Here is an 18,167-nt window from a genome sequence, read left to right on the forward strand (position 1 = left end):
CAAACTCTTCAATTTAAGTTTGATGCTCGTGAATTAAACTTCGTAATGAATTACGTATGTTCACTCAGAGACTTGGTATTCATTTATTGTCCGAAGACATTAAGAATCCATGTCACTTTGAGTGCCCACACAGATTGTCTGATAAATTGTTAAAGAGCAGTTGCAACGCGGCTTTCAGCTCACCGTTGCGAGGTCCCGTATATTACGTTTTCCTCATTCAGAGTCAAGCGTTTATTTTCACTTTTCTCTGTCGGTTTTCAGCGTTGTTATTTACCGCTGAAACCCTGCTGACCCAGCGGCTTGCTTGCCGTTGTTCCGTGTCAGTGGAGGCGCATTATAGGGAGTTCTGAGACGTTGACAAGCCCTGTTTTCAAAAAACTTTTCAACCGTCTCTTTTTTCACCAAAGGCGGTGTCAAAACCGTAAAAAATCGCCCTTTTGCTGTTTTAACCACCGAAACAAGCCGCCAGGTGGCATACTGATGAAGTAGAAAAGAGAAAGGAACGGCATTTATGTCTATAAGCGCACAGCAGCTGGCGGCACAAAAAAACATCTCCTGGGTCATCGCGGAGAAGATCGCCCAAAAAATTCTCACCGGCGAATATCCGCCAGAGAGCATTCTTCCTGGTGAAATGGAACTGGGCGAACAGTTTGGCGTGAGCCGGACGGCAGTACGAGAAGCGGTAAAAACGCTGGCAGCTAAAGGCATGCTGCTTCCGCGCCCGCGTATCGGAACTCGCGTTCTGGCACGCAGCAGCTGGAACTTTCTGGATAAAGAGCTGCTTGCCTGGTGGCTGACGGAAGATAATTTTGCCGAGGTGGTTAGCCATTTTCTGGTGATGCGTAGCAGCCTGGAGCCTCAGGCCTGTTTTCTGGCGGCGATAAACGGCACCTCCGAGCAGAAAGCGCAGCTCAATACGCTAATGGAAGAAATGATCGAGCTGAAAAGACATTTTATCCGCGAACGCTGGATTGAAGTCGATATGGCCTGGCATGAACATATTTATGCGATGAGCGGCAACCCGTTTCTCACCTCTTTCGCGTCGTTATTCCATTCGGTATATCAGACCTATTTCACCTCGATTACGCAAAATGAAGTCGTTAAACTCGATCTACACCAGGCTATTGTTGACGCCATTCAGGAAAGCGACGGTCCACGCGCGCAGCTTGCCTGCCAGACATTATTGAACACCCCAAACCACACAGGTAAATAAAGAAGGAAATGGCATGACCGGGAAGAAAGGGCTGAGTATGGCCGGACTGCCATGGATTGCGGCCATGGCTTTCTTTATGCAGGCGCTGGACGCCACTATTCTTAATACCGCGCTTCCCGCGATTGCGCATAGCCTCGGTCACTCCCCGCTGGCGATGCAATCCGCCATTATCAGCTACACCCTGACGGTAGCGATGCTGATTCCGGTGAGCGGCTGGTTGGCCGATCGCTTTGGCACCCGCAAGGTCTTTATCGTTGCCGTTAGCCTGTTTACCCTGGGCTCCCTCGCCTGCGCGCTTTCCACTTCGCTTCCCGAATTGGTTGTCTTCCGCGTCATCCAGGGGATCGGCGGCGCAATGATGATGCCGGTTGCGCGCCTGGCGCTGTTACGCGCCTATCCGCGTAGCGAACTGCTGCCGGTACTCAACTTCGTTACCATGCCCGGACTGGTCGGCCCCATCCTCGGCCCTGTACTCGGCGGCGTGTTAGTCACCTGGGCCAGTTGGCACTGGATTTTCTTGATTAACATCCCGATTGGCATCATCGGCATTCTCTACGCCCGCAAATATATGCCGGACTTCACCACGCCCCGCCGTCGTTTCGACACCAGCGGTTTTGTGCTTTTTGGTTTAAGCCTGGTGCTGTTCTCCAGCGGTATTGAGCTCTTTGGCGAGAAAATCGTCGCCAGCTGGATAGCGCTGGCCGTCATCGCCCTGAGCGTCGTGCTCATGCTGGCCTATATTCGGCATGCTCGTCGCCATCCCACTCCGCTGATTTCGCTCTCTCTATTTAAGACCCATACCTTCTCTGTCGGGATCGCCGGTAACCTGGCGACACGGTTAGGTACCGGCTGCGTGCCGTTCCTGATGCCGCTGATGCTACAAGTCGGTTTCGGCTACCCGGCCATTATCGCCGGCTGCATGATTGCGCCGACGGCCATCGGCTCGATAATCGCCAAGTCGACCGTCACGCAGATCCTGCGCTGGTTTGGTTATCGCAAAACGTTGGTGGGAGTCACCATCTTTATTGGTTTGATGATCGCGCAGTTTGCGCTGCAGTCGCCGGGAATGCCGCTGTGGCTGCTACTACTGCCGCTATTTGTACTGGGGATGGCGATGTCCACGCAGTTCACCTCGATGAACACCATTACGCTTGCTGATTTAACCGATGACAATGCCAGTAGCGGCAACAGCCTGCTCGCGGTAACCCAGCAGCTGTCGATTAGCCTTGGCGTAGCCATTAGCGCGGCGGTTCTGCGTTTTTATGAAGGGTTTGATAACGCCAGTACCATCGAACAATTCCACTATACCTTTATCACGATGGGTGCGATCACCGTGGTGTCAGCGTTGATGTTTATGCTGCTCAGAGCCAAAGATGGCCGCAACCTGATAACGGAGCGGCACAAGCACTAAGCTGAACCGCGAATCACCAGCTCTGGAGTGAGCTGCACGCGCTGCTGTTTTTGCCCGGGATCCGCCATGCGGTGAATCAGCACATCGATAGCGAGCTCTCCCAGTTCATCTTTAGGTTGATGAATGGTGGTGAGCGGCGGGGTCATATAGCGCGCCAGTTCAATATCGTCATACCCCACCAGCGCCATATCCTGCGGAATATGCAACCCGGACTGATACAGCGCCTGATACGCGCCGACCGCCATCGCATCATTACCGACAAAGACCGCCTGCGGCCGTGGCGTTAACGCCAGCAGTTGCTGCATCGCAGTAAAACCGCCGCCAAATTCAAAATCGCTGGTAATGACATAACCTTCGGCGACATCCAGCCCGGCGCGCGCCATCGCCGCATGATAGCCCTCCAGCCGCAGTCGCGACGGCGTTTTATCCAGCGGCCCGGCAATGCAGGCAATACGGGTATGACCGCGATCGATCAGATACTGGGTCGCCATATCGCCACCAAGCAACGAATTATCCTGAATGAGATCGCTGTCGCCGTCGAACGGCGCCCAATCCATCATCACCGTCGGCACCGACGGATAACGCTGCATGATCTCCTGGGAAGGTTGATGCGTTTCGGTGCACAGTAGCAGCAGACCATCGACGCGTTTTTGCATCAGCGTTTCCAGATTGCGATTCATCCGCTGCTCATCACCTTCGGTATTACATAGCACCAGGCTGTAGCCGCGCTCGAAACAGCTGCGTTCCACGCCGCGCACCAGCTCCGAATAAAACGGGTTGGTACTGGCGGTGATCAGCATGCCGATGGTTCGCGTCTGATTTAACTTGAGGCTACGCGCCAGCGCCGAAGGCGCGTAGTTAAGACTTTTGATCGCCGCATCAACTTTGGCGGTAATCGCCTCGCTGACAAAGCGGTCTTTATTAATGACGTGAGAAACGGTTGAGGTGGAAACGCCCGCGACGCGGGCCACATCCTTCATGGTAGCCAAGCATTACCCCTGTTGACGCAAGAATTCGTCGATCTCTTTGCGCCACGGCACAGACGGTTGCGCCCCCTTACGGGTGACGGCAATCGCGGCGGCGGCATGGGCAAAACGGATGGCGTCTGACACTTCACGGCCTTCCAGCAGCGCGGTGACAAATGCGCCATTAAAAGTGTCGCCAGCGGCAATCGTATCGATGGCCTGAACTTTAAATCCTGGAACCCGGCGGCTTTCGCCCTCACAGCTTAACCAAACGCCGCGGCTGCCGAGAGTAATCATCACCGTACCAATTCCCTTCGCATGAAGCGCGCTGGCGGCTTTCGCGGCATCGTCGTCGCTCTCAACGCGAATACCGGTCAGCTTTTCCGCTTCGGTTTCATTCGGCGTAATAACATCCACCAGCGCCAATAGCTCATCCGAAAGTTCACGCGCCGGTGCGGGATTGAGTACCACCGTCGTCTGATGCTGATGAGCGATTTTCGCGGCAGCCATCACGCTCTCCAGCGGCGACTCCAGCTGCATTAACAATGCCTGCGCGTTGGCGATACGTTCTTTCTCCGCCTCTACCTGAGAAACCGATAGCGCTGCATTAGCGCCGGCATGAATACCGATGACATTCTCACCTTCCGCGTTAACGAAAATTAACGCGACGCCAGTAGATTCGCCAGCAACGGTACGCACCGGCGCCACGTCGATGTTATCGCTCGCGAGCTGGCGGCGGACGCGTTCGCCAATGTCGTCATCGCCGGTACAGGCAATGAAGGCAATATCCGCGCCGCTACGCCCGGCAGCCACCGCCTGGTTAGCGCCTTTACCGCCGAATGCGACCTGATAGTGGTTTCCGGTGACGGTCTCACCTGGAGTAGGGAAGGATTCAAGGTTAAGAATGTGATCGGCATTGATGCTGCCAAGGACGACAAGTTTGCCTGCGGTTTTCATCATCTTTATTCCCGGGAAAGCGCGCCACCGGACTCCGGTGGCGCATGCCCTGCTTTTCTTTTTATGTTGTCCCTCGGGCCGTTGCCGGCCCGAATCGCATTTTACTGCTTAATGACCAGTTTCAGCTCAACCGGATAGCTGGCATCCACTTTTTCGCCCTTCAGCACTTTATCAGCGGTTTCGACGCCTTTAACGCCGATCTGCTCCGGCAACTGGGCGATAGTCGCTGCCAGTTTGCCACTATTTACTGCTTTTTCGCCATCCGGAGTGCCGTCAAATCCAACCACCATCACATCAGATTTTCCTGCAGTCTGCAGCGCACGCAGCGCGCCCAGCGCCATTTCGTCGTTCTGCGCAAACACCGCCTGCACGTCCGGATGCGCCGTCAGCAGGTTCTGCATAACGTTCAGACCTTTAGTACGGTCGAAGTCAGCGGGCTGGCTGGCCAGTACGTTGAACTTATGCGCCGCCACGGCCTGTTTGAAACCTTCGCCGCGCTCGCGCGCCGCAGAGGTACCAGCAATACCTTGCAGCTCAATCACTTTCGCGCTTTCGCCGACTTTCTTCGCGATATAGTCGCCGGCCATTTTACCGCCCAGCACGTTATCGGAAGCAATATGGCTCACCACATCACCTTTAGAAGCCTGGCGGTCAAGGGTAATGACCGGGATTTTAGCCTGGTTCGCCATCTTCACCGCATTGCCGACAGCATCGGAGTCGGTTGGGTTAATCAGCAGCAGCTTAGCGCCACGCACCGTTAAGTCCTGTACGTTCGCCAGCTCTTTTGCCGGGTTATTCTGAGAATCCAGCACCACCAGGTTGTAACCCAGCTTATCGGCTTCTTTCTGCGCGCCGTCTTTCAGAGAAACGAAGAACGGGTTATTCAGGGTAGAGATAACCAGTGCGATGGTATCTTTCGCCATCGCGTTTGCGCTAACGGTCGCGCTTAGAGCAACAGCAGAGACCAGGGTCGCCAGTTTTTTCATATTCATAGTTAAGATGTCCTGTAGAGTTCTCAGTTACTGCTTTTTGTTATCTACCAGTACCGCCAGCAAAATCACCACCGCTTTGACGATCATCTGGTAATAGGAAGAAACGCCTAAAAGGTTCAGACCATTATTCAGGAAGCCAAGGATCAGCGCGCCAATCAGCGTGCCGACGATACGACCTTTACCACCGGCCAGGCTAGTGCCGCCAAGTACGACCGCTGCGATCGCGTCTAATTCATAGCCCGTCCCCGCCGTCGGCTGCGCAGAGGAAAGACGCGCCACTTCGATGATCCCGGCCAGTGAAGCCAACATTCCGCATAACGCATAGACGATGATTTTCACTCTATTTACGCTGATGCCGGAAAGCCGCGTCGCCGCTTCATTACCGCCCAGGGCATAAATATAACGACCCAGGCGAGTATGGTGCAGCATGTACCAGGCCGCCAGGAAGACAATAGCCATAATCCATACCGGCGTAGGGATCCCCAGCGGGCGTCCGATACCGAACCAGCCGAACAGATCGGCGTTATCGCTAAAGCCGGTGTTGATCGGGCTGCCGTTGGTGTAAACCATCGTCACGCCGCGCAGCAGCAGCATCATTACCAAAGTGGCGATAAACGCCTGCACGCGCCCTTTCGCGACAATCACCCCGGTCACCGCGCCAATAGCCGCACCGAGCGCCAGCGCGGCGGCAACGGCCACCAGCGCATTCACTTCGATACCGACGATAGACGCCGCGACGGCGCCGGTCAACGCCAGCAGAGAACCGACGGACAGATCGATCCCCGATGTCAGAATGACCAGCGTCATCCCGACCGCCATGATGGCGTTAACGGAAGTCTGCTGCAGAATATTAAACAGGTTATTGACGGTAAAAAAGTTGGGGCTCATGGTCGAAACGATCGCGATCAGCACCAGCAGGGCGATCAGCGATTTTTGCTCCATCAGCCACGCTTTAGTGAAATAGCGGCGACCAGTAACAGCCTGGGTAGTCATCTTTTTTACTCCTGATTCACACGGTTAAGCTTGCCCACAGCGGCAGCCATCAATACTTCCTGGGTGGCCTGCTCGCGTGTGAATTCACCGCCGAGATGCCCTTCATGCATCACAATGATGCGATCGCTCATGCCCAGCACTTCCGGCATCTCCGAAGAGACGAGAATGATGCTCAGGCCATCGGCTTTAAACTGGTTAATCAGCTGGTAGATCTCTTTCTTCGCCCCAACGTCGACGCCGCGGGTCGGTTCATCGAGGATCAGCACTTTCGGCCGGGTCATCAGCCCGCGAGCGATAGCGACTTTTTGCTGGTTACCGCCGGAAAGCAGGCCGATTGCCTGCTCCATTGAAGGCGTCTTCACATTAAACAGCCGAATGAAATCACTGACCGCCTGCTGTTCATCTTTATGCTTAAGGCTGCCGCCCGCCCGACTGAAGTAGCGTAGCGCGGTCAATGACATATTTTCTTTGACCGACATTCCGAGCACCAGGCCATCACGCTTACGGTCTTCGGAGATATAGACAATGCCGTTCGCCAGGCCATCCTGCGGCGAACGGGTGACGACTTCATGGCCATCCAGCGTCACGGAACCGCTGCTACGCGGCAGCGCGCCGTACAGCACTTTCATCAGTTCAGTACGCCCGGCGCCCATCAGCCCGGCGACGCCGAGGATTTCGCCCTGACGCAGGGTAAACGTCACGTTTTCCACACCGGAGCCGCAGAGATTATCGACCTTCAGACGTACCGCGCCCGGCGCCTTATCGAGATGCGGATATTGATCTTCCAGCTTACGGCCAACCATCATCTCGATCAGTCGATCCTCATCCAGCGAAGCCACTTCGCGCTCGGCAATAAATTGCCCGTCGCGAAATACGGTGACGTCATCGCAGATTTCGAAGATCTCTTTCATGCGGTGGGAGATATAGACGATACCGCGCCCCTGCGACTTCAATTCGCGGATGACGCGGAACAGCGATTCGGTCTCGGTATCGGTCAGGGCATCGGTAGGCTCATCCATAATGATGACCTTCGATTCGAAGCTCAGCACTTTAGCGATTTCCACCATTTGCTGATCGCCAATCGACAGATCGCCCACCAGCTTCTGGCTGTTAAAGCGTAAATTCAGCTTCGCCAGCAGCTTGTCCGCTTCGGCATACATCTTTTTCCAGTCGATTTTGCCAAAGCGGTTAACGAACTCGCGGCCGAGGAAGATGTTCTCGGCAATCGTTAATTGCGGGATCAGGTTGAGTTCCTGGTGAATGATGCCGATACCGGCTTCCTGTGAGGATTTTGGGCCGTTAAAGGTCGTTTCTTTACCTAACCACAGCAAAGAACCGGCATCACGGGTATAGATACCGGTCAGTACCTTCATCATTGTAGATTTACCGGCGCCATTTTCCCCTACCAGCGCCATCACCCGGCCGGCATAGACATTCAGCGCCGCGCCGGAGAGCGCTTTGACGCCAGGGAACGCTTTATCGATCCCTTTCAGCTGTAATAAAGCTTCCATGACGGCGACCTCAGAAAGTGACGCCGGCACAAAGAATAATATTCGCATACGGGGAACACTCCCCGCTGCGAATTACCGCCTGACTATCTGCGGTTTGTTTTTTGAACTGCTCATGACTGGTGTAACGAATTTCAATCGTATTTCCCTGGTGCTGCTGCAGCTGCTCAAGATGATTGAGCAACGTCGCGTGGAGTTGCGGATTATGGGTTTTAATCTCTTCCGCGATGACCGCCGCCTCAACCTGCATTTCCGCCGTTACGACTTCCAGAACCTGCATAAAAGAAGGTACGCCCTGAGTAAGCGCCATATCAATGCGCGCGCTGCTGCGGGGAACCGGCAATCCGGCGTCGCAAACAACCAGCGTATCGGTATGACCGAGGCGGGAGATAACGGAAGAAATATCAGCGTTAAGTACGGTGCCTTTTTTCATTTTGTCTCTTTTGCTCCACTAGCGAAACGTTTCGCTGCCCTAAGTATTGTCAATCAGCGAACAGAAAACCACCGGCAGAAGAGAGAAATGTGATCGCCATCGAAACGTTTCGCAACGCGGGGACAAGAAGTTACATCAAGATGTGAGAGACAAAAAAGCCCTTCGTTATTGAAGGGCTTTTCGACATCAGATTTCCACCTGCGTACCGAGCTCAATAACCCGGTTAGGCGGGATTTCAAACTGATCCGGCGCGCGCAGAGCGTTACGCTGCAGCAGCAGATACAGCTTGCCACGCAGGCGCAGATACCATGGCCGTTTGCCAATAATCAGCGACTCATGGGACATAAAGAACGACGTTTCCATCATTCGACAGCTCAACCCTTCCAGGCCGCAGCGATGGAACACCTCTTCGACGTTCGGCGTTTCACGCCAGCCATAGCTTGCCACGACGCGCCAGAACGACGGCGACAGTTGCTCAATCTGCACGCGGCGAACGTTATGCACATACGGGGCATCTTCGGTACGCAGAGTCAGCAGGATCACGCGTTCATGCAGCACCTTGTTGTGTTTCAGGTTATGCAGCAGAGCAAAAGGGATCACGTTCAGGGCGCGAGACATATAGACCGCGGTACCCGGTACGCGCACCGGCGGCGATTTCTCCAGTGAGGAGATCATCGCTTCCAGCGAGTTGCCATGCTCGTGCATCCGGCGCAGCAGGCGGAAACGCTCGCTCTTCCAGGTGGTCATCACCGTAAACATCACCAGGCCCAGCGATAACGGTAACCAGCCGCCGGAGACGATTTTATCGAGGTTCGCCGAGAACAGCGGAATATCGATACACAGGAAGGCCACCAGCATCAGGCCGACAAACAGCTTATTCCAGTGCCAGTTTTTGCGCGCCACGGTCGCCGAAAGAATGGAGGTCAACACCATGGTGCCCGTTACCGCAATACCGTACGCCGCCGCCAGATTAGAAGAGTGCTCGAAGCTGACAATGACGATGACCACAGAAACGTACAGCAGCCAGTTAATGAACGGGATGTAAATCTGCCCGGACTCCATTTCCGAAGTATGGATAATGCGCATTGGCGACAGATAGCCCAGACGCACGGCCTGGCGAGTCAGCGAGAAGACCCCGGAAATCACCGCCTGCGAGGCGATAACCGTCGCCAGGGTCGCGATAATCAGCATCGGGATCAGCGCCCATTCCGGCGCCAGCAGGAAGAACGGGTTTTTAATGGCTTCCGGGTGCTTCAGCAGCAGCGCGCCCTGGCCAAAATAGTTAAGCACCAGTGATGGCAGCACCACCGAGAACCACGCCACGCGAATCGGTAGTTTGCCGAAGTGGCCCATATCGGCATACAGCGCTTCCACACCGGTAATCGACAGCACCACCGCGCCAAGCGCAATAAAGGAGACCGTTTTGTACTGCAGGAAGAAATGTACCGCCCAGTAAGGGTTCAGCGCCTGCAGAACTTCCGGGTTATCGAGGATACTGCGCGCGCCAAGCACCGCCAGTAACAGGAACCAGATCAGCATAATTGGCGCGAACAGCTTGCCGACCATCCCGGTACCGTGTTTTTGAATAGCAAATAGCAGGGTCAGCACAATAATGGAGATGGGGACAATCCAGGTATCCAGCTGTGGGGCGATAATTTCCAACCCCTCTATCGCCGACATCACCGATATTGCCGGGGTTATTACTACTTCACCATAGAAGAAGCTACCGCCAATCAGGCCGAGGATCACCAACACGGAGGTCATCTTTGCCGAGGTGTTGCGCCCCGCCAGTGACATCAGCGTTAAGATCCCGCCCTCGCCGGCGTTATCCGCCCGCATCACGAAGGTGATGTATTTAATTGATACGGTAAAGATCAACAGCCAGAAAATCAGCGACAGAAAGCCAAACACCGCATCGCGTTCAACGCCAAAGCCAAACTGGCCTGACAGACATTCGCGAAGAGTATACAGTGGACTGGTACCGATATCGCCGTAAACCACGCCGATTGCCGCCAGCGTTATTGCCGGCAACGATTGTTTATTATCAGTGCTCATAGACTAGTCTTTTCGTTTATAAAACAAATGTGTGCCTAGTCCCTTGGCCCACAAAAAGCGCACAGTATGCACGATTATTTGCTGAATCGTACCCCTAACTGACACCATATTAACTTAGCTCAAAGAAAATAAATCGATTCTTCAGGCTATTACCACCCCTAATCAAACATCTATACTCGACGCAATAACGACACACGACAAAGCACGCAACTCTATTATGGCTCAATCACATTTACTGGCAGAAAGAATTTCCCGACTTAGCGCCGCCCTGGAAAAAGGACTCTTTGAACGCAGCCACGCAATACGTCTGTGCCTGCTGGCTGCGCTCAGCGGCGAGAGCGTATTCCTGCTGGGTCCACCCGGCATCGCGAAAAGCCTGATCGCCCGCCGGCTTAAGTTCGCTTTCAAGCAGGCGCGCGCTTTCGAATATCTGATGACCCGCTTCTCCACCCCGGAAGAAGTTTTCGGCCCGCTGTCTATTCAGGCGCTCAAAGATGAAGGGCGCTATGAGCGTTTAACGGCAGGCTATCTACCAGAGGCGGAAATCGTCTTCCTGGATGAAATCTGGAAAGCCGGCCCGGCTATCCTTAATACCCTGCTGACGGCCATCAACGAACGCCACTTCCGCAACGGCGCCCATGAAGAGAAAATCCCGATGCGCCTGCTGGTTGCGGCGTCGAACGAACTTCCCGAAGCGGATAACAGCCTCGAAGCCTTATATGACCGCATGCTGATCCGCCTGTGGCTGGATAAAGTGCAGGATAAAACTAACTTCCGCTCGATGCTGGTGAGCCAACAGGATGAAAACAGCAATCCGGTTCCCGAAAACCTGCAAATCAGCACCGAAGAGTTCACCCAGTGGCAGCATGACATTGGTACCGTGAAGTTGCCGGACAATGTCTTCGAGCTGGTTTTCCAACTGCGCCAACAATTAGATGCCTTGCCTAATGCGCCTTACGTTTCCGATCGCCGCTGGAAAAAAGCCATCCGTCTGCTGCAGGCCAGCGCCTTCTTTAGCGGCCGCGACGCCATCGCCCCTATCGACCTGATCCTGTTGAAAGATTGCCTGTGGCATAACATCGAAAGCATGAATCTGATGTCTCAGCAGTTGGAATCCCTGATGACCAGCCATGCCTGGGGCCAGCAGGCGATGCTGACTAAACTGGGCGCTATCATCCAACGCCGCATCCAAATCCAGCAGCAGCACAGCGATAAAACCGCGCTTAAAGTCACGCGCGTGGGCGGCATGTTCAGCCGTAAGCCGCATTATGAACTGCCGGACGGAATTGAAGGCGAGACGTTGACGCTGCTTCTCCAGCAACCGCTGAAATTGCACGATCTCGAAGTCATTCATATCGCCTTCGAACGCGAAGCGCTGGTCAACTGGCTGGAAAAAGGCGGCGAGATCCGCGGCAAGCTCAACGGCATCGGTTTTGCCCAGCCATTGACGATGGATGTCGATGCCAGCCAGCACCTGGTGGTGCGCGACGTCAGCCTGCAAGGCTCGCGCCTGTCGCTGCCAGGCAGCGAATCTCAGGAAAATATGCCTGCCGAGATCCGCCAGCAGCTGGAAGCGCTGGATGACGAGTGGCACCAGCAACATAACCGCTTTAGCGAACAGCAAAAATGCCTGTTTATTCCCGGCGACTGGCTGGGGCGTATCGAAGCCAGCCTGCAGGACGTCGGCGCGCAAATTAAACAGGCGCGCCAGCCATGACGCTCGACATGCTGAATGTCATGCTGGCGGTCAGCGAAGAAGGGATGATCGAGGAGATGCTGCTGGCGCTGCTGGCCTCTCCTCAACTGGCGGTGTTCTTTGAAAAATTTCCGCGGCTGAAAAATATCATCGCCGCCGATATTCCGCGCTGGCGAGAAGCGGTTCGCGCCCGGCTCAAAGAGACGCAAATCCCTCCTGAACTGGACGCCGAAGTGCAGATCTATCAGCAGGCTCAGCTGCTTTCAACGTCGCAATTTATTGTGCAACTGCCGCAGATCCTCGGCAAGCTGCATAAGCTACAGTCGCCCTTTGCCGCTCAGGCGCAGCAGCTGGTGGACGATAACGCGACCTTCACCCCAGCGCTACATACTCTGTTCTTACAACGCTGGCGCTTAAGCCTCGTGGTACAGACCACCACCCTCAACCAGCACCTATTAGACGATGAGCGCGATCAGCTGCTCAGCGAGGTGCAGGAACGAATGACGCTCAGCGGGCAGCTAGAGCCGGTGCTGGTGGAAAACGACAACGCCGCTGGCCGCCTGTGGGATATGAGCGCCGGCGAGCTTAAACGTGGCGATTATCAGCTGATCGTGCGCTATGGCGATTTTCTCAGCCAACAACCGGAACTGATGCAACTGGCTGAGCAGTTGGGCAGATCGCGGGAAGCCAAACTGGTGCCGAAGAAGGATGCGCCGATGGAGGCCTTCCGCGCGATGGTTCGTGAACCGGCAACGGTACCAGAGCAGGTCGATGGCCTGCAGCAAAGTGACGATATTCTACGTCTGTTGCCGCCAGAGTTGGCAACGCTCGGCATCACCGAACTCGAGTTCGAGTTCTACCGTAAGCTGGTGGAAAAACAGTTGCTAACCTATCGCCTGCACGGCGACGCATGGCGGGAGAAAATAACCGAACGCCCGGTAACCCGGCAGGATTTTGATGAGCAGCCGCGGGGGCCATTTATTGTCTGCGTAGATACCTCAGGTTCGATGGGCGGCTTTAATGAGCAATGCGCTAAAGCCTTTTGTCTGGCGCTGATGCGCGTCGCGCTGGCGGATAACCGTCGCTGCTACATCATGCTGTTCTCCAGCGAAGTGGTGCACTACGAGCTAACCGGCCCGCAAGGGCTTGAACAGGCGATCCGTTTTTTAAGCCAGCGTTTTCGCGGCGGCACCGATCTGGCCAGCTGCTTTCGCGCGATCGTTGAACGTTTGCAAAGCCCGCAATGGGTCGATGCCGATGCGGTGGTGATTTCCGATTTTATCGCCCAGCGGTTGCCGGATGAGGTGGTCAATAAGGTGGGGGAGTTGCAGCACAAACATCAGCACCGTTTTCACGCGGTGGCGATGTCGGTACACGGCAAACCCGGCATCATGCGCATCTTCGATCATATCTGGCGCTTTGATACCGGATTGCGTAGCCGCCTGCTGCGTCGCTGGCGGCGTTAATCTTTACAACAGAGCGGCGACGCTTTCACGCACCTGCGTGGGCCATACGCCGCACTGTACCTGGCCGATATGGTCAAGCTGCAGCAACAGCATGGTTAAACGCGACTGGCCAATACCGCCGCCAATGGTCTGCGGCATTTCGCCGCGCAGCAGCGCCTGGTGCCATTCAAGTTGCAGACGGTCTTCATCGCCGGTCACCGCCAACTGGCGCTTCAGCGCCTCGGCGTCAACACGGATCCCCATAGAGGAAAGCTCAAAAGCGTCTTCCAGCACCGGGTTCCACACCAGGATATCGCCGTTCAGGCCGGCAAAACCCTCCGCCGATGGCGAGCTCCAGTCATCATAATCCGGCGCGCGAACATCGTGGCGCTTGCCGTCAGACAGTTTACCGCCGATACCGATTAAGAAAACGGCGCCAAGCTCTTTAGCTATCGCCCGCTCGCGGCCTTTGGCATCCAGATCCGGATAACGGCTCAGCAGCTCCTGACTGTGAATAAAGTGGATCTGTTCCGGCAGGAATGGCGTCAGACCAAATTCCTGACTTACCGCCAGCTCGGTGGCTTTGATCCCGGCGTAGATCGCCTCAACCGTCGCTTTCAACGTGCCAGTATGGCGTTCGCCGTCGCCCATGACGCGTTCCCAGTCCCACTGGTCAACGTAAACGGAGTGAATTGGGGTGAGGCGGTCTTCATCGGGGCGAAGGGCCTTCATGTGCGTGTACAGCCCTTCGCCCGCGCTGAAGTCGTGTTGTCCCAGGGTTTGACGCTTCCACTTCGCCAGTGAATGAACCACTTCGAATTGGGCGTCTGGCAGTGTTTTCACTTTTACCTGAACCGCTTTCTCGCAGCCGGACAAGTTGTCCTGCGTCCCATCTCCTACGCGGCTTAAGATCGGCGCCTGCACTTCAATCAGGCCAAGCTTCTCTTCCAGCTGACGGGAAAAATGGGATTTAACGAAACTAATCTGGCGTTGTTTTGCGATGTATGCGGTTTTCATTTTTTATTACTCCTGCGTCCTGTTGATATTGATTAAGCAACAGAAATGGCACTGAATTCAATAATCAATCAATAAAAAGACGCCTTGAGTTTTGATTCATTAAATTAAAAAGCTAAAATAGAAAGAATCATCAAACATCATAAGAAAAAACAATGGAAAATTATCAGATCGACAATCTGGACCGCGGCATTCTTGATGCCCTAATGGCGAATGCGCGCACCGCTTACGCCGAACTGGCCAAACAGTTCGGCGTGAGTCCAGGTACGATTCACGTACGCGTAGAGAAAATGAAACAGGCGGGCATTATTACCGGCGCGCGAATTGACGTCAGCCCGAAACAGCTCGGTTATGACGTCGGCTGCTTCATCGGCATTATTCTTAAGAGCGCCAAAGACTATCCTTCCGCTCTCGCCCGGCTGGAGAGCCTGGAGGAGGTGACCGAGGCTTACTACACCACCGGTCACTACAGCATCTTTATTAAGGTGATGTGTAAATCCATCGATGCCCTGCAGCAGGTACTTATCAACAAGATCCAAACAATCGATGAAATTCAGTCCACTGAAACCCTGATCGTGCTGCAAAACCCGATCATGCGTACCATCAAGCCCTGATCGTTTTTTTTAATCCCACATTTTTCCACAGGTAGATCCCAGCTCGCTCACAGCGTACAATACGCCACTCAGAATAGTTGAGCGAGCGATCGGCGATCATGGCAGACATTACACTTATCAGCGGCAGCACCCTGGGCAGTGCGGAATATGTAGCAGAACATCTGGCGGAAAAGCTGGAAGAAGCGGGCTACAGCACTGATATCCAGCACGGTCCGCTGGTTGACGATCTGCAGGCAGAAGGGATCTGGTTAGTTATCTCTTCTACCCATGGCGCCGGCGATATTCCGGACAACCTGGTCCCCTTTTATGAAGCGTTGCTGGAGAAGCAGGTCGATCTTTCTGCCGTTCGCTTTGGCGCGGTGGGTATCGGTAGCCGCGAATATGACACTTTTTGCGGCGCAATCGACAAACTCGAAGCAGCATTAAAGGCCAACGGGGCAAAACAGATCGGTGAAACGCTGAAAATTAATGTCCTCGAACACGAGATTCCTGAAGATCCGGCCGAGGTTTGGGTGGGATCCTGGAAAGATTTACTCTGAGTTTTGTAAAGATCCGCAGCTTCTTCTGTGGATAACCCTGCTCAAAAGCTTGGATCAACCGGTAGTTATCCAAAGAATAACCGGAGTACGCTTTTTGAGCTGTGCATAACCCTTCATTCTGATCCCAGCTTATACGGAACAGGATCACCGATCATTCACAGATTGCGATCCTTCTTAAGCGTTTGATCTTAAACAGTGGATCCGACTTATCCACAAAGAGAGTCGATCCTAATAAGAGATCACAATAGAACAGATCTCTAAATAAAAGATCTTCTTTTTAATACTCAGGATCCCGGCCCCTTTCTCGAAAGAGCAAAGTTGAGTAGAATCCACGGCCCGGGCTTCAATCCATTTTCAAACCGCGTTATGCGAGGCAGATCACCATGTTTTATCAGGATCCTTTTGACGTCATCATCATTGGCGGGGGTCATGCAGGCACTGAGGCCGCGATGGCAGCAGCGCGAATGGGCCAACAAACCCTGCTTTTGACACACAATATCGACACGCTGGGGCAGATGAGCTGCAACCCGGCGATTGGCGGCATTGGGAAGGGACACCTGGTAAAAGAAGTGGACGCGCTCGGTGGTCTGATGGCGAAAGCGATCGATCAGGCAGGTATTCAGTTTAGGATACTAAACGGTAGCAAAGGACCAGCTGTTCGTGCGACCCGCGCCCAGGCCGACCGCGTGCTGTATCGCCAGGCGGTACGCACCGCGCTGGAGAACCAGCCGAACCTGATGATCTTCCAGCAGGCGGTAGAAGATCTGATTGTCGAAAACGATCGTGTCGTCGGCGCGGTGACCCAAATGGGCCTCAAGTTCCGCGCTAAGTCGGTGGTACTAACCGTTGGCACCTTCCTGGATGGCAAAATCCACATTGGCCTGGACAACTACAGCGGCGGTCGCGCCGGCGATCCGCCGTCGATCCCGCTGTCTCGCCGTCTGCGTGAACTACCGCTGCGCGTAAGCCGCCTGAAAACCGGTACTCCCCCGCGTATCGACGCGCGCACCATCGATTTTAGCGTGCTGGCGCAACAGCACGGCGATAACCCGATGCCGGTCTTCTCGTTTATGGGATCCGCGGATCAACATCCGCGCCAGGTACCGTGCTATATCACGCACACCAACGAGAAAACCCATGATGTGATCCGCAGCAACCTCGATCGCAGCCCCATGTACGCCGGGGTGATTGAAGGTATCGGCCCGCGTTACTGCCCGTCGATCGAAGACAAAGTCATGCGCTTTGCCGATCGCAACCAGCATCAGATCTTCCTTGAACCGGAAGGGCTGACTTCAAACGAAATTTATCCAAACGGTATCTCCACCAGCCTGCCGTTTGATGTGCAAATGCAAATCGTCCGCTCAATGCAGGGGATGGAAAACGCGAAGATCGTTCGCCCTGGCTATGCCATTGAGTACGATTTCTTTGACCCACGTGACCTGAAGCCGACGCTGGAGAGCAAATACATTCAGGGTCTGTTCTTCGCCGGCCAAATTAACGGCACTACCGGCTATGAAGAAGCCGCCGCGCAGGGTTTGCTTGCCGGTCTTAATGCCGCCCGCTTCTCTGCGGAAAAAGAAGGCTGGGCGCCGCGTCGCGATCAGGCCTACCTTGGCGTGCTGGTGGACGATCTGTGCACACTTGGTACTAAAGAACCATACCGCATGTTTACCTCCCGTGCGGAATATCGCCTGATGCTGCGTGAAGACAACGCCGATCTGCGCCTGACTGAACAGGGGCGTGAGCTGGGGCTGGTGGACGATGAGCGCTGGGCGCGTTTCAACGAGAAACTGGAAAGCATTGAGCGTGAACGCCAACGCCTGAAAACCAGCTGGGTTAACCCGCTGGCGGAAAGCGCAGCCGAAGTGAACGCTCACCTGACCGCGCCGCTGTCGCGCGAAGCCAGCGGCGAAGATCTGCTGCGTCGCCCGGAAATGACCTACGAACAGCTGGTTCAGCTTTCTCCGTTCGCGCCGGGCCTGCAGGATCAACAGGCGGCCGAGCAGGTTGAGATTCAGGTTAAGTACGAAGGCTATATCGCTCGTCAGCAGGACGAAATCGAAAAGCAGCAGCGCAACGAGAATACTTTGCTGCCGGCAACGCTCGATTACCGTCAGGTATCCGGCTTGTCCAACGAGGTTATTGCCAAGCTGAACGACCATAAACCGTCATCGATCGGCCAGGCATCGCGTATTTCCGGGATTACCCCGGCGGCAATTTCTATTTTGCTGGTGTGGCTGAAAAAGCAGGGGATGCTGCGCCGCAGCGCCTGATAATCGTCAGAGCGCGTTAATTTGGCGGATGCAAAATCAGCGATCGCCTTTATAATTCA

At 54.7% G+C, this 18,167-nt stretch carries 15 protein-coding genes; 7 read left to right on the forward strand and 8 right to left on the reverse strand.

Features of this window, described 5'->3' with window-relative positions; all coding sequences use genetic code 11:
• Window positions 1–511 precede the first annotated feature (511 nt).
• Both ABLU80_RS09935 and mdtD read left to right on the forward strand, forming a co-directional pair.
• Complete coding sequence (locus ABLU80_RS09935) at window positions 512–1,213, forward strand: FadR/GntR family transcriptional regulator (protein WP_015368986.1); 702 nt, start codon at window positions 512–514, stop codon at window positions 1,211–1,213.
• Window positions 1,214–1,226: 13 nt separating this feature from the next.
• Window positions 1,227–2,624 carry a multidrug transporter subunit MdtD gene (gene mdtD, locus ABLU80_RS09940; protein WP_015368987.1) on the forward strand — a complete coding sequence of 466 codons (1,398 nt, stop codon included), beginning with the start codon at window positions 1,227–1,229 and terminating at the stop codon, window positions 2,622–2,624.
• Here the strand turns inward: mdtD and rbsR are convergent.
• The 7 genes from rbsR to kup all read right to left on the reverse strand — a co-directional run bounded on the left by rbsR (window position 2,621) and on the right by kup (window position 10,527).
• Window positions 2,621–3,613: a ribose operon transcriptional repressor RbsR gene (rbsR, locus tag ABLU80_RS09945; RefSeq protein ID WP_015703923.1), complete on the reverse strand. Its 993-nt coding sequence runs from the start codon at window positions 3,611–3,613 to the stop codon at window positions 2,621–2,623. The genes mdtD and rbsR overlap by 4 nt on opposite strands.
• 3 nt (window positions 3,614–3,616) lie before the next feature.
• Complete coding sequence (gene rbsK, locus ABLU80_RS09950) at window positions 3,617–4,549, reverse strand: ribokinase (protein WP_020077610.1); 933 nt, start codon at window positions 4,547–4,549, stop codon at window positions 3,617–3,619.
• Window positions 4,550–4,647: 98 nt separating this feature from the next.
• On the reverse strand, window positions 4,648–5,538 hold the full coding sequence (gene rbsB, locus ABLU80_RS09955) for a ribose ABC transporter substrate-binding protein RbsB (RefSeq protein ID WP_015368990.1): 891 nt from the start codon (window positions 5,536–5,538) through the stop codon (window positions 4,648–4,650).
• A 27-nt stretch (window positions 5,539–5,565) separates the two neighbouring features.
• A complete protein-coding gene (gene rbsC, locus ABLU80_RS09960) occupies window positions 5,566–6,531 on the reverse strand; it encodes a ribose ABC transporter permease (protein ID WP_015368991.1) in 966 nt (321 codons plus the stop codon).
• Window positions 6,532–6,536: 5 nt separating this feature from the next.
• Complete coding sequence (rbsA, locus tag ABLU80_RS09965) at window positions 6,537–8,042, reverse strand: ribose ABC transporter ATP-binding protein RbsA (RefSeq protein WP_015368992.1); 1,506 nt, start codon at window positions 8,040–8,042, stop codon at window positions 6,537–6,539.
• A 10-nt stretch (window positions 8,043–8,052) separates the two neighbouring features.
• Window positions 8,053–8,472, reverse strand: a complete 420-nt coding sequence (gene rbsD, locus ABLU80_RS09970) for a D-ribose pyranase (RefSeq protein ID WP_015368993.1) — start codon at window positions 8,470–8,472, stop codon at window positions 8,053–8,055.
• A gap of 186 nt (window positions 8,473–8,658) precedes the next feature.
• The gene (gene kup, locus ABLU80_RS09975; RefSeq protein WP_015368994.1) at window positions 8,659–10,527 is read right to left on the reverse strand and encodes a low affinity potassium transporter Kup; all 1,869 of its coding nucleotides are present in this window, start codon (window positions 10,525–10,527) and stop codon (window positions 8,659–8,661) included.
• Window positions 10,528–10,744: 217 nt separating this feature from the next.
• Between kup and ravA the strand changes: the two genes are divergently transcribed.
• Complete coding sequence (ravA, locus tag ABLU80_RS09980; RefSeq protein ID WP_020077612.1) at window positions 10,745–12,244, forward strand: ATPase RavA; 1,500 nt, start codon at window positions 10,745–10,747, stop codon at window positions 12,242–12,244.
• Window positions 12,241–13,689, forward strand: a complete 1,449-nt coding sequence (gene viaA, locus ABLU80_RS09985) for an ATPase RavA stimulator ViaA (protein ID WP_015368996.1) — start codon at window positions 12,241–12,243, stop codon at window positions 13,687–13,689. Before ravA ends, viaA begins: the two co-directional genes overlap by 4 nt.
• A gap of 3 nt (window positions 13,690–13,692) precedes the next feature.
• Here viaA and asnA read toward each other — a convergent pair whose 3' ends face one another.
• Complete coding sequence (gene asnA, locus ABLU80_RS09990) at window positions 13,693–14,685, reverse strand: aspartate--ammonia ligase (protein ID WP_032712991.1); 993 nt, start codon at window positions 14,683–14,685, stop codon at window positions 13,693–13,695.
• A 152-nt stretch (window positions 14,686–14,837) separates the two neighbouring features.
• On the opposite strand from asnA, the gene asnC reads away from it, so the two are divergent.
• The 3 genes from asnC to mnmG all read left to right on the forward strand — a co-directional run bounded on the left by asnC (window position 14,838) and on the right by mnmG (window position 18,108).
• A complete protein-coding gene (asnC, locus tag ABLU80_RS09995) occupies window positions 14,838–15,296 on the forward strand; it encodes a transcriptional regulator AsnC (protein WP_015368998.1) in 459 nt (152 codons plus the stop codon).
• Window positions 15,297–15,394: 98 nt separating this feature from the next.
• Window positions 15,395–15,835, forward strand: a complete 441-nt coding sequence (gene mioC / locus ABLU80_RS10000; protein ID WP_015703919.1) for an FMN-binding protein MioC — start codon at window positions 15,395–15,397, stop codon at window positions 15,833–15,835.
• A gap of 383 nt (window positions 15,836–16,218) precedes the next feature.
• Window positions 16,219–18,108, forward strand: a complete 1,890-nt coding sequence (gene mnmG, locus ABLU80_RS10005; RefSeq protein WP_015369000.1) for a tRNA uridine-5-carboxymethylaminomethyl(34) synthesis enzyme MnmG — start codon at window positions 16,219–16,221, stop codon at window positions 18,106–18,108.
• Window positions 18,109–18,167 lie beyond the last annotated feature (59 nt).

The sequence above is a fragment of the Klebsiella sp. CN_Kp104 genome (assembly GCF_040064515.1).
Taxonomy (GTDB): Bacteria; Pseudomonadota; Gammaproteobacteria; order Enterobacterales; family Enterobacteriaceae; genus Klebsiella; species Klebsiella aerogenes.

Coding starts and splice junctions, on each gene's coding strand:
- ABLU80_RS09935 (WP_015368986.1), top strand. CDS start 512: ATGTCTATAAGCGCACAGCAGCTGGCGGCACAAAAAAACATCTCCTGG.
- mdtD (WP_015368987.1), top strand. CDS start 1,227: ATGACCGGGAAGAAAGGGCTGAGTATGGCCGGACTGCCATGGATTGCG.
- rbsK (WP_020077610.1), bottom strand. CDS start 4,549: ATGATGAAAACCGCAGGCAAACTTGTCGTCCTTGGCAGCATCAATGCC.
- rbsB (WP_015368990.1), bottom strand. CDS start 5,538: ATGAATATGAAAAAACTGGCGACCCTGGTCTCTGCTGTTGCTCTAAGC.
- rbsC (WP_015368991.1), bottom strand. CDS start 6,531: ATGACTACCCAGGCTGTTACTGGTCGCCGCTATTTCACTAAAGCGTGG.
- rbsA (WP_015368992.1), bottom strand. CDS start 8,042: ATGGAAGCTTTATTACAGCTGAAAGGGATCGATAAAGCGTTCCCTGGC.
- rbsD (WP_015368993.1), bottom strand. CDS start 8,472: ATGAAAAAAGGCACCGTACTTAACGCTGATATTTCTTCCGTTATCTCC.
- kup (WP_015368994.1), bottom strand. CDS start 10,527: ATGAGCACTGATAATAAACAATCGTTGCCGGCAATAACGCTGGCGGCA.
- ravA (WP_020077612.1), top strand. CDS start 10,745: ATGGCTCAATCACATTTACTGGCAGAAAGAATTTCCCGACTTAGCGCC.
- viaA (WP_015368996.1), top strand. CDS start 12,241: ATGACGCTCGACATGCTGAATGTCATGCTGGCGGTCAGCGAAGAAGGG.
- asnA (WP_032712991.1), bottom strand. CDS start 14,685: ATGAAAACCGCATACATCGCAAAACAACGCCAGATTAGTTTCGTTAAA.
- asnC (WP_015368998.1), top strand. CDS start 14,838: ATGGAAAATTATCAGATCGACAATCTGGACCGCGGCATTCTTGATGCC.
- mioC (WP_015703919.1), top strand. CDS start 15,395: ATGGCAGACATTACACTTATCAGCGGCAGCACCCTGGGCAGTGCGGAA.
- mnmG (WP_015369000.1), top strand. CDS start 16,219: ATGTTTTATCAGGATCCTTTTGACGTCATCATCATTGGCGGGGGTCAT.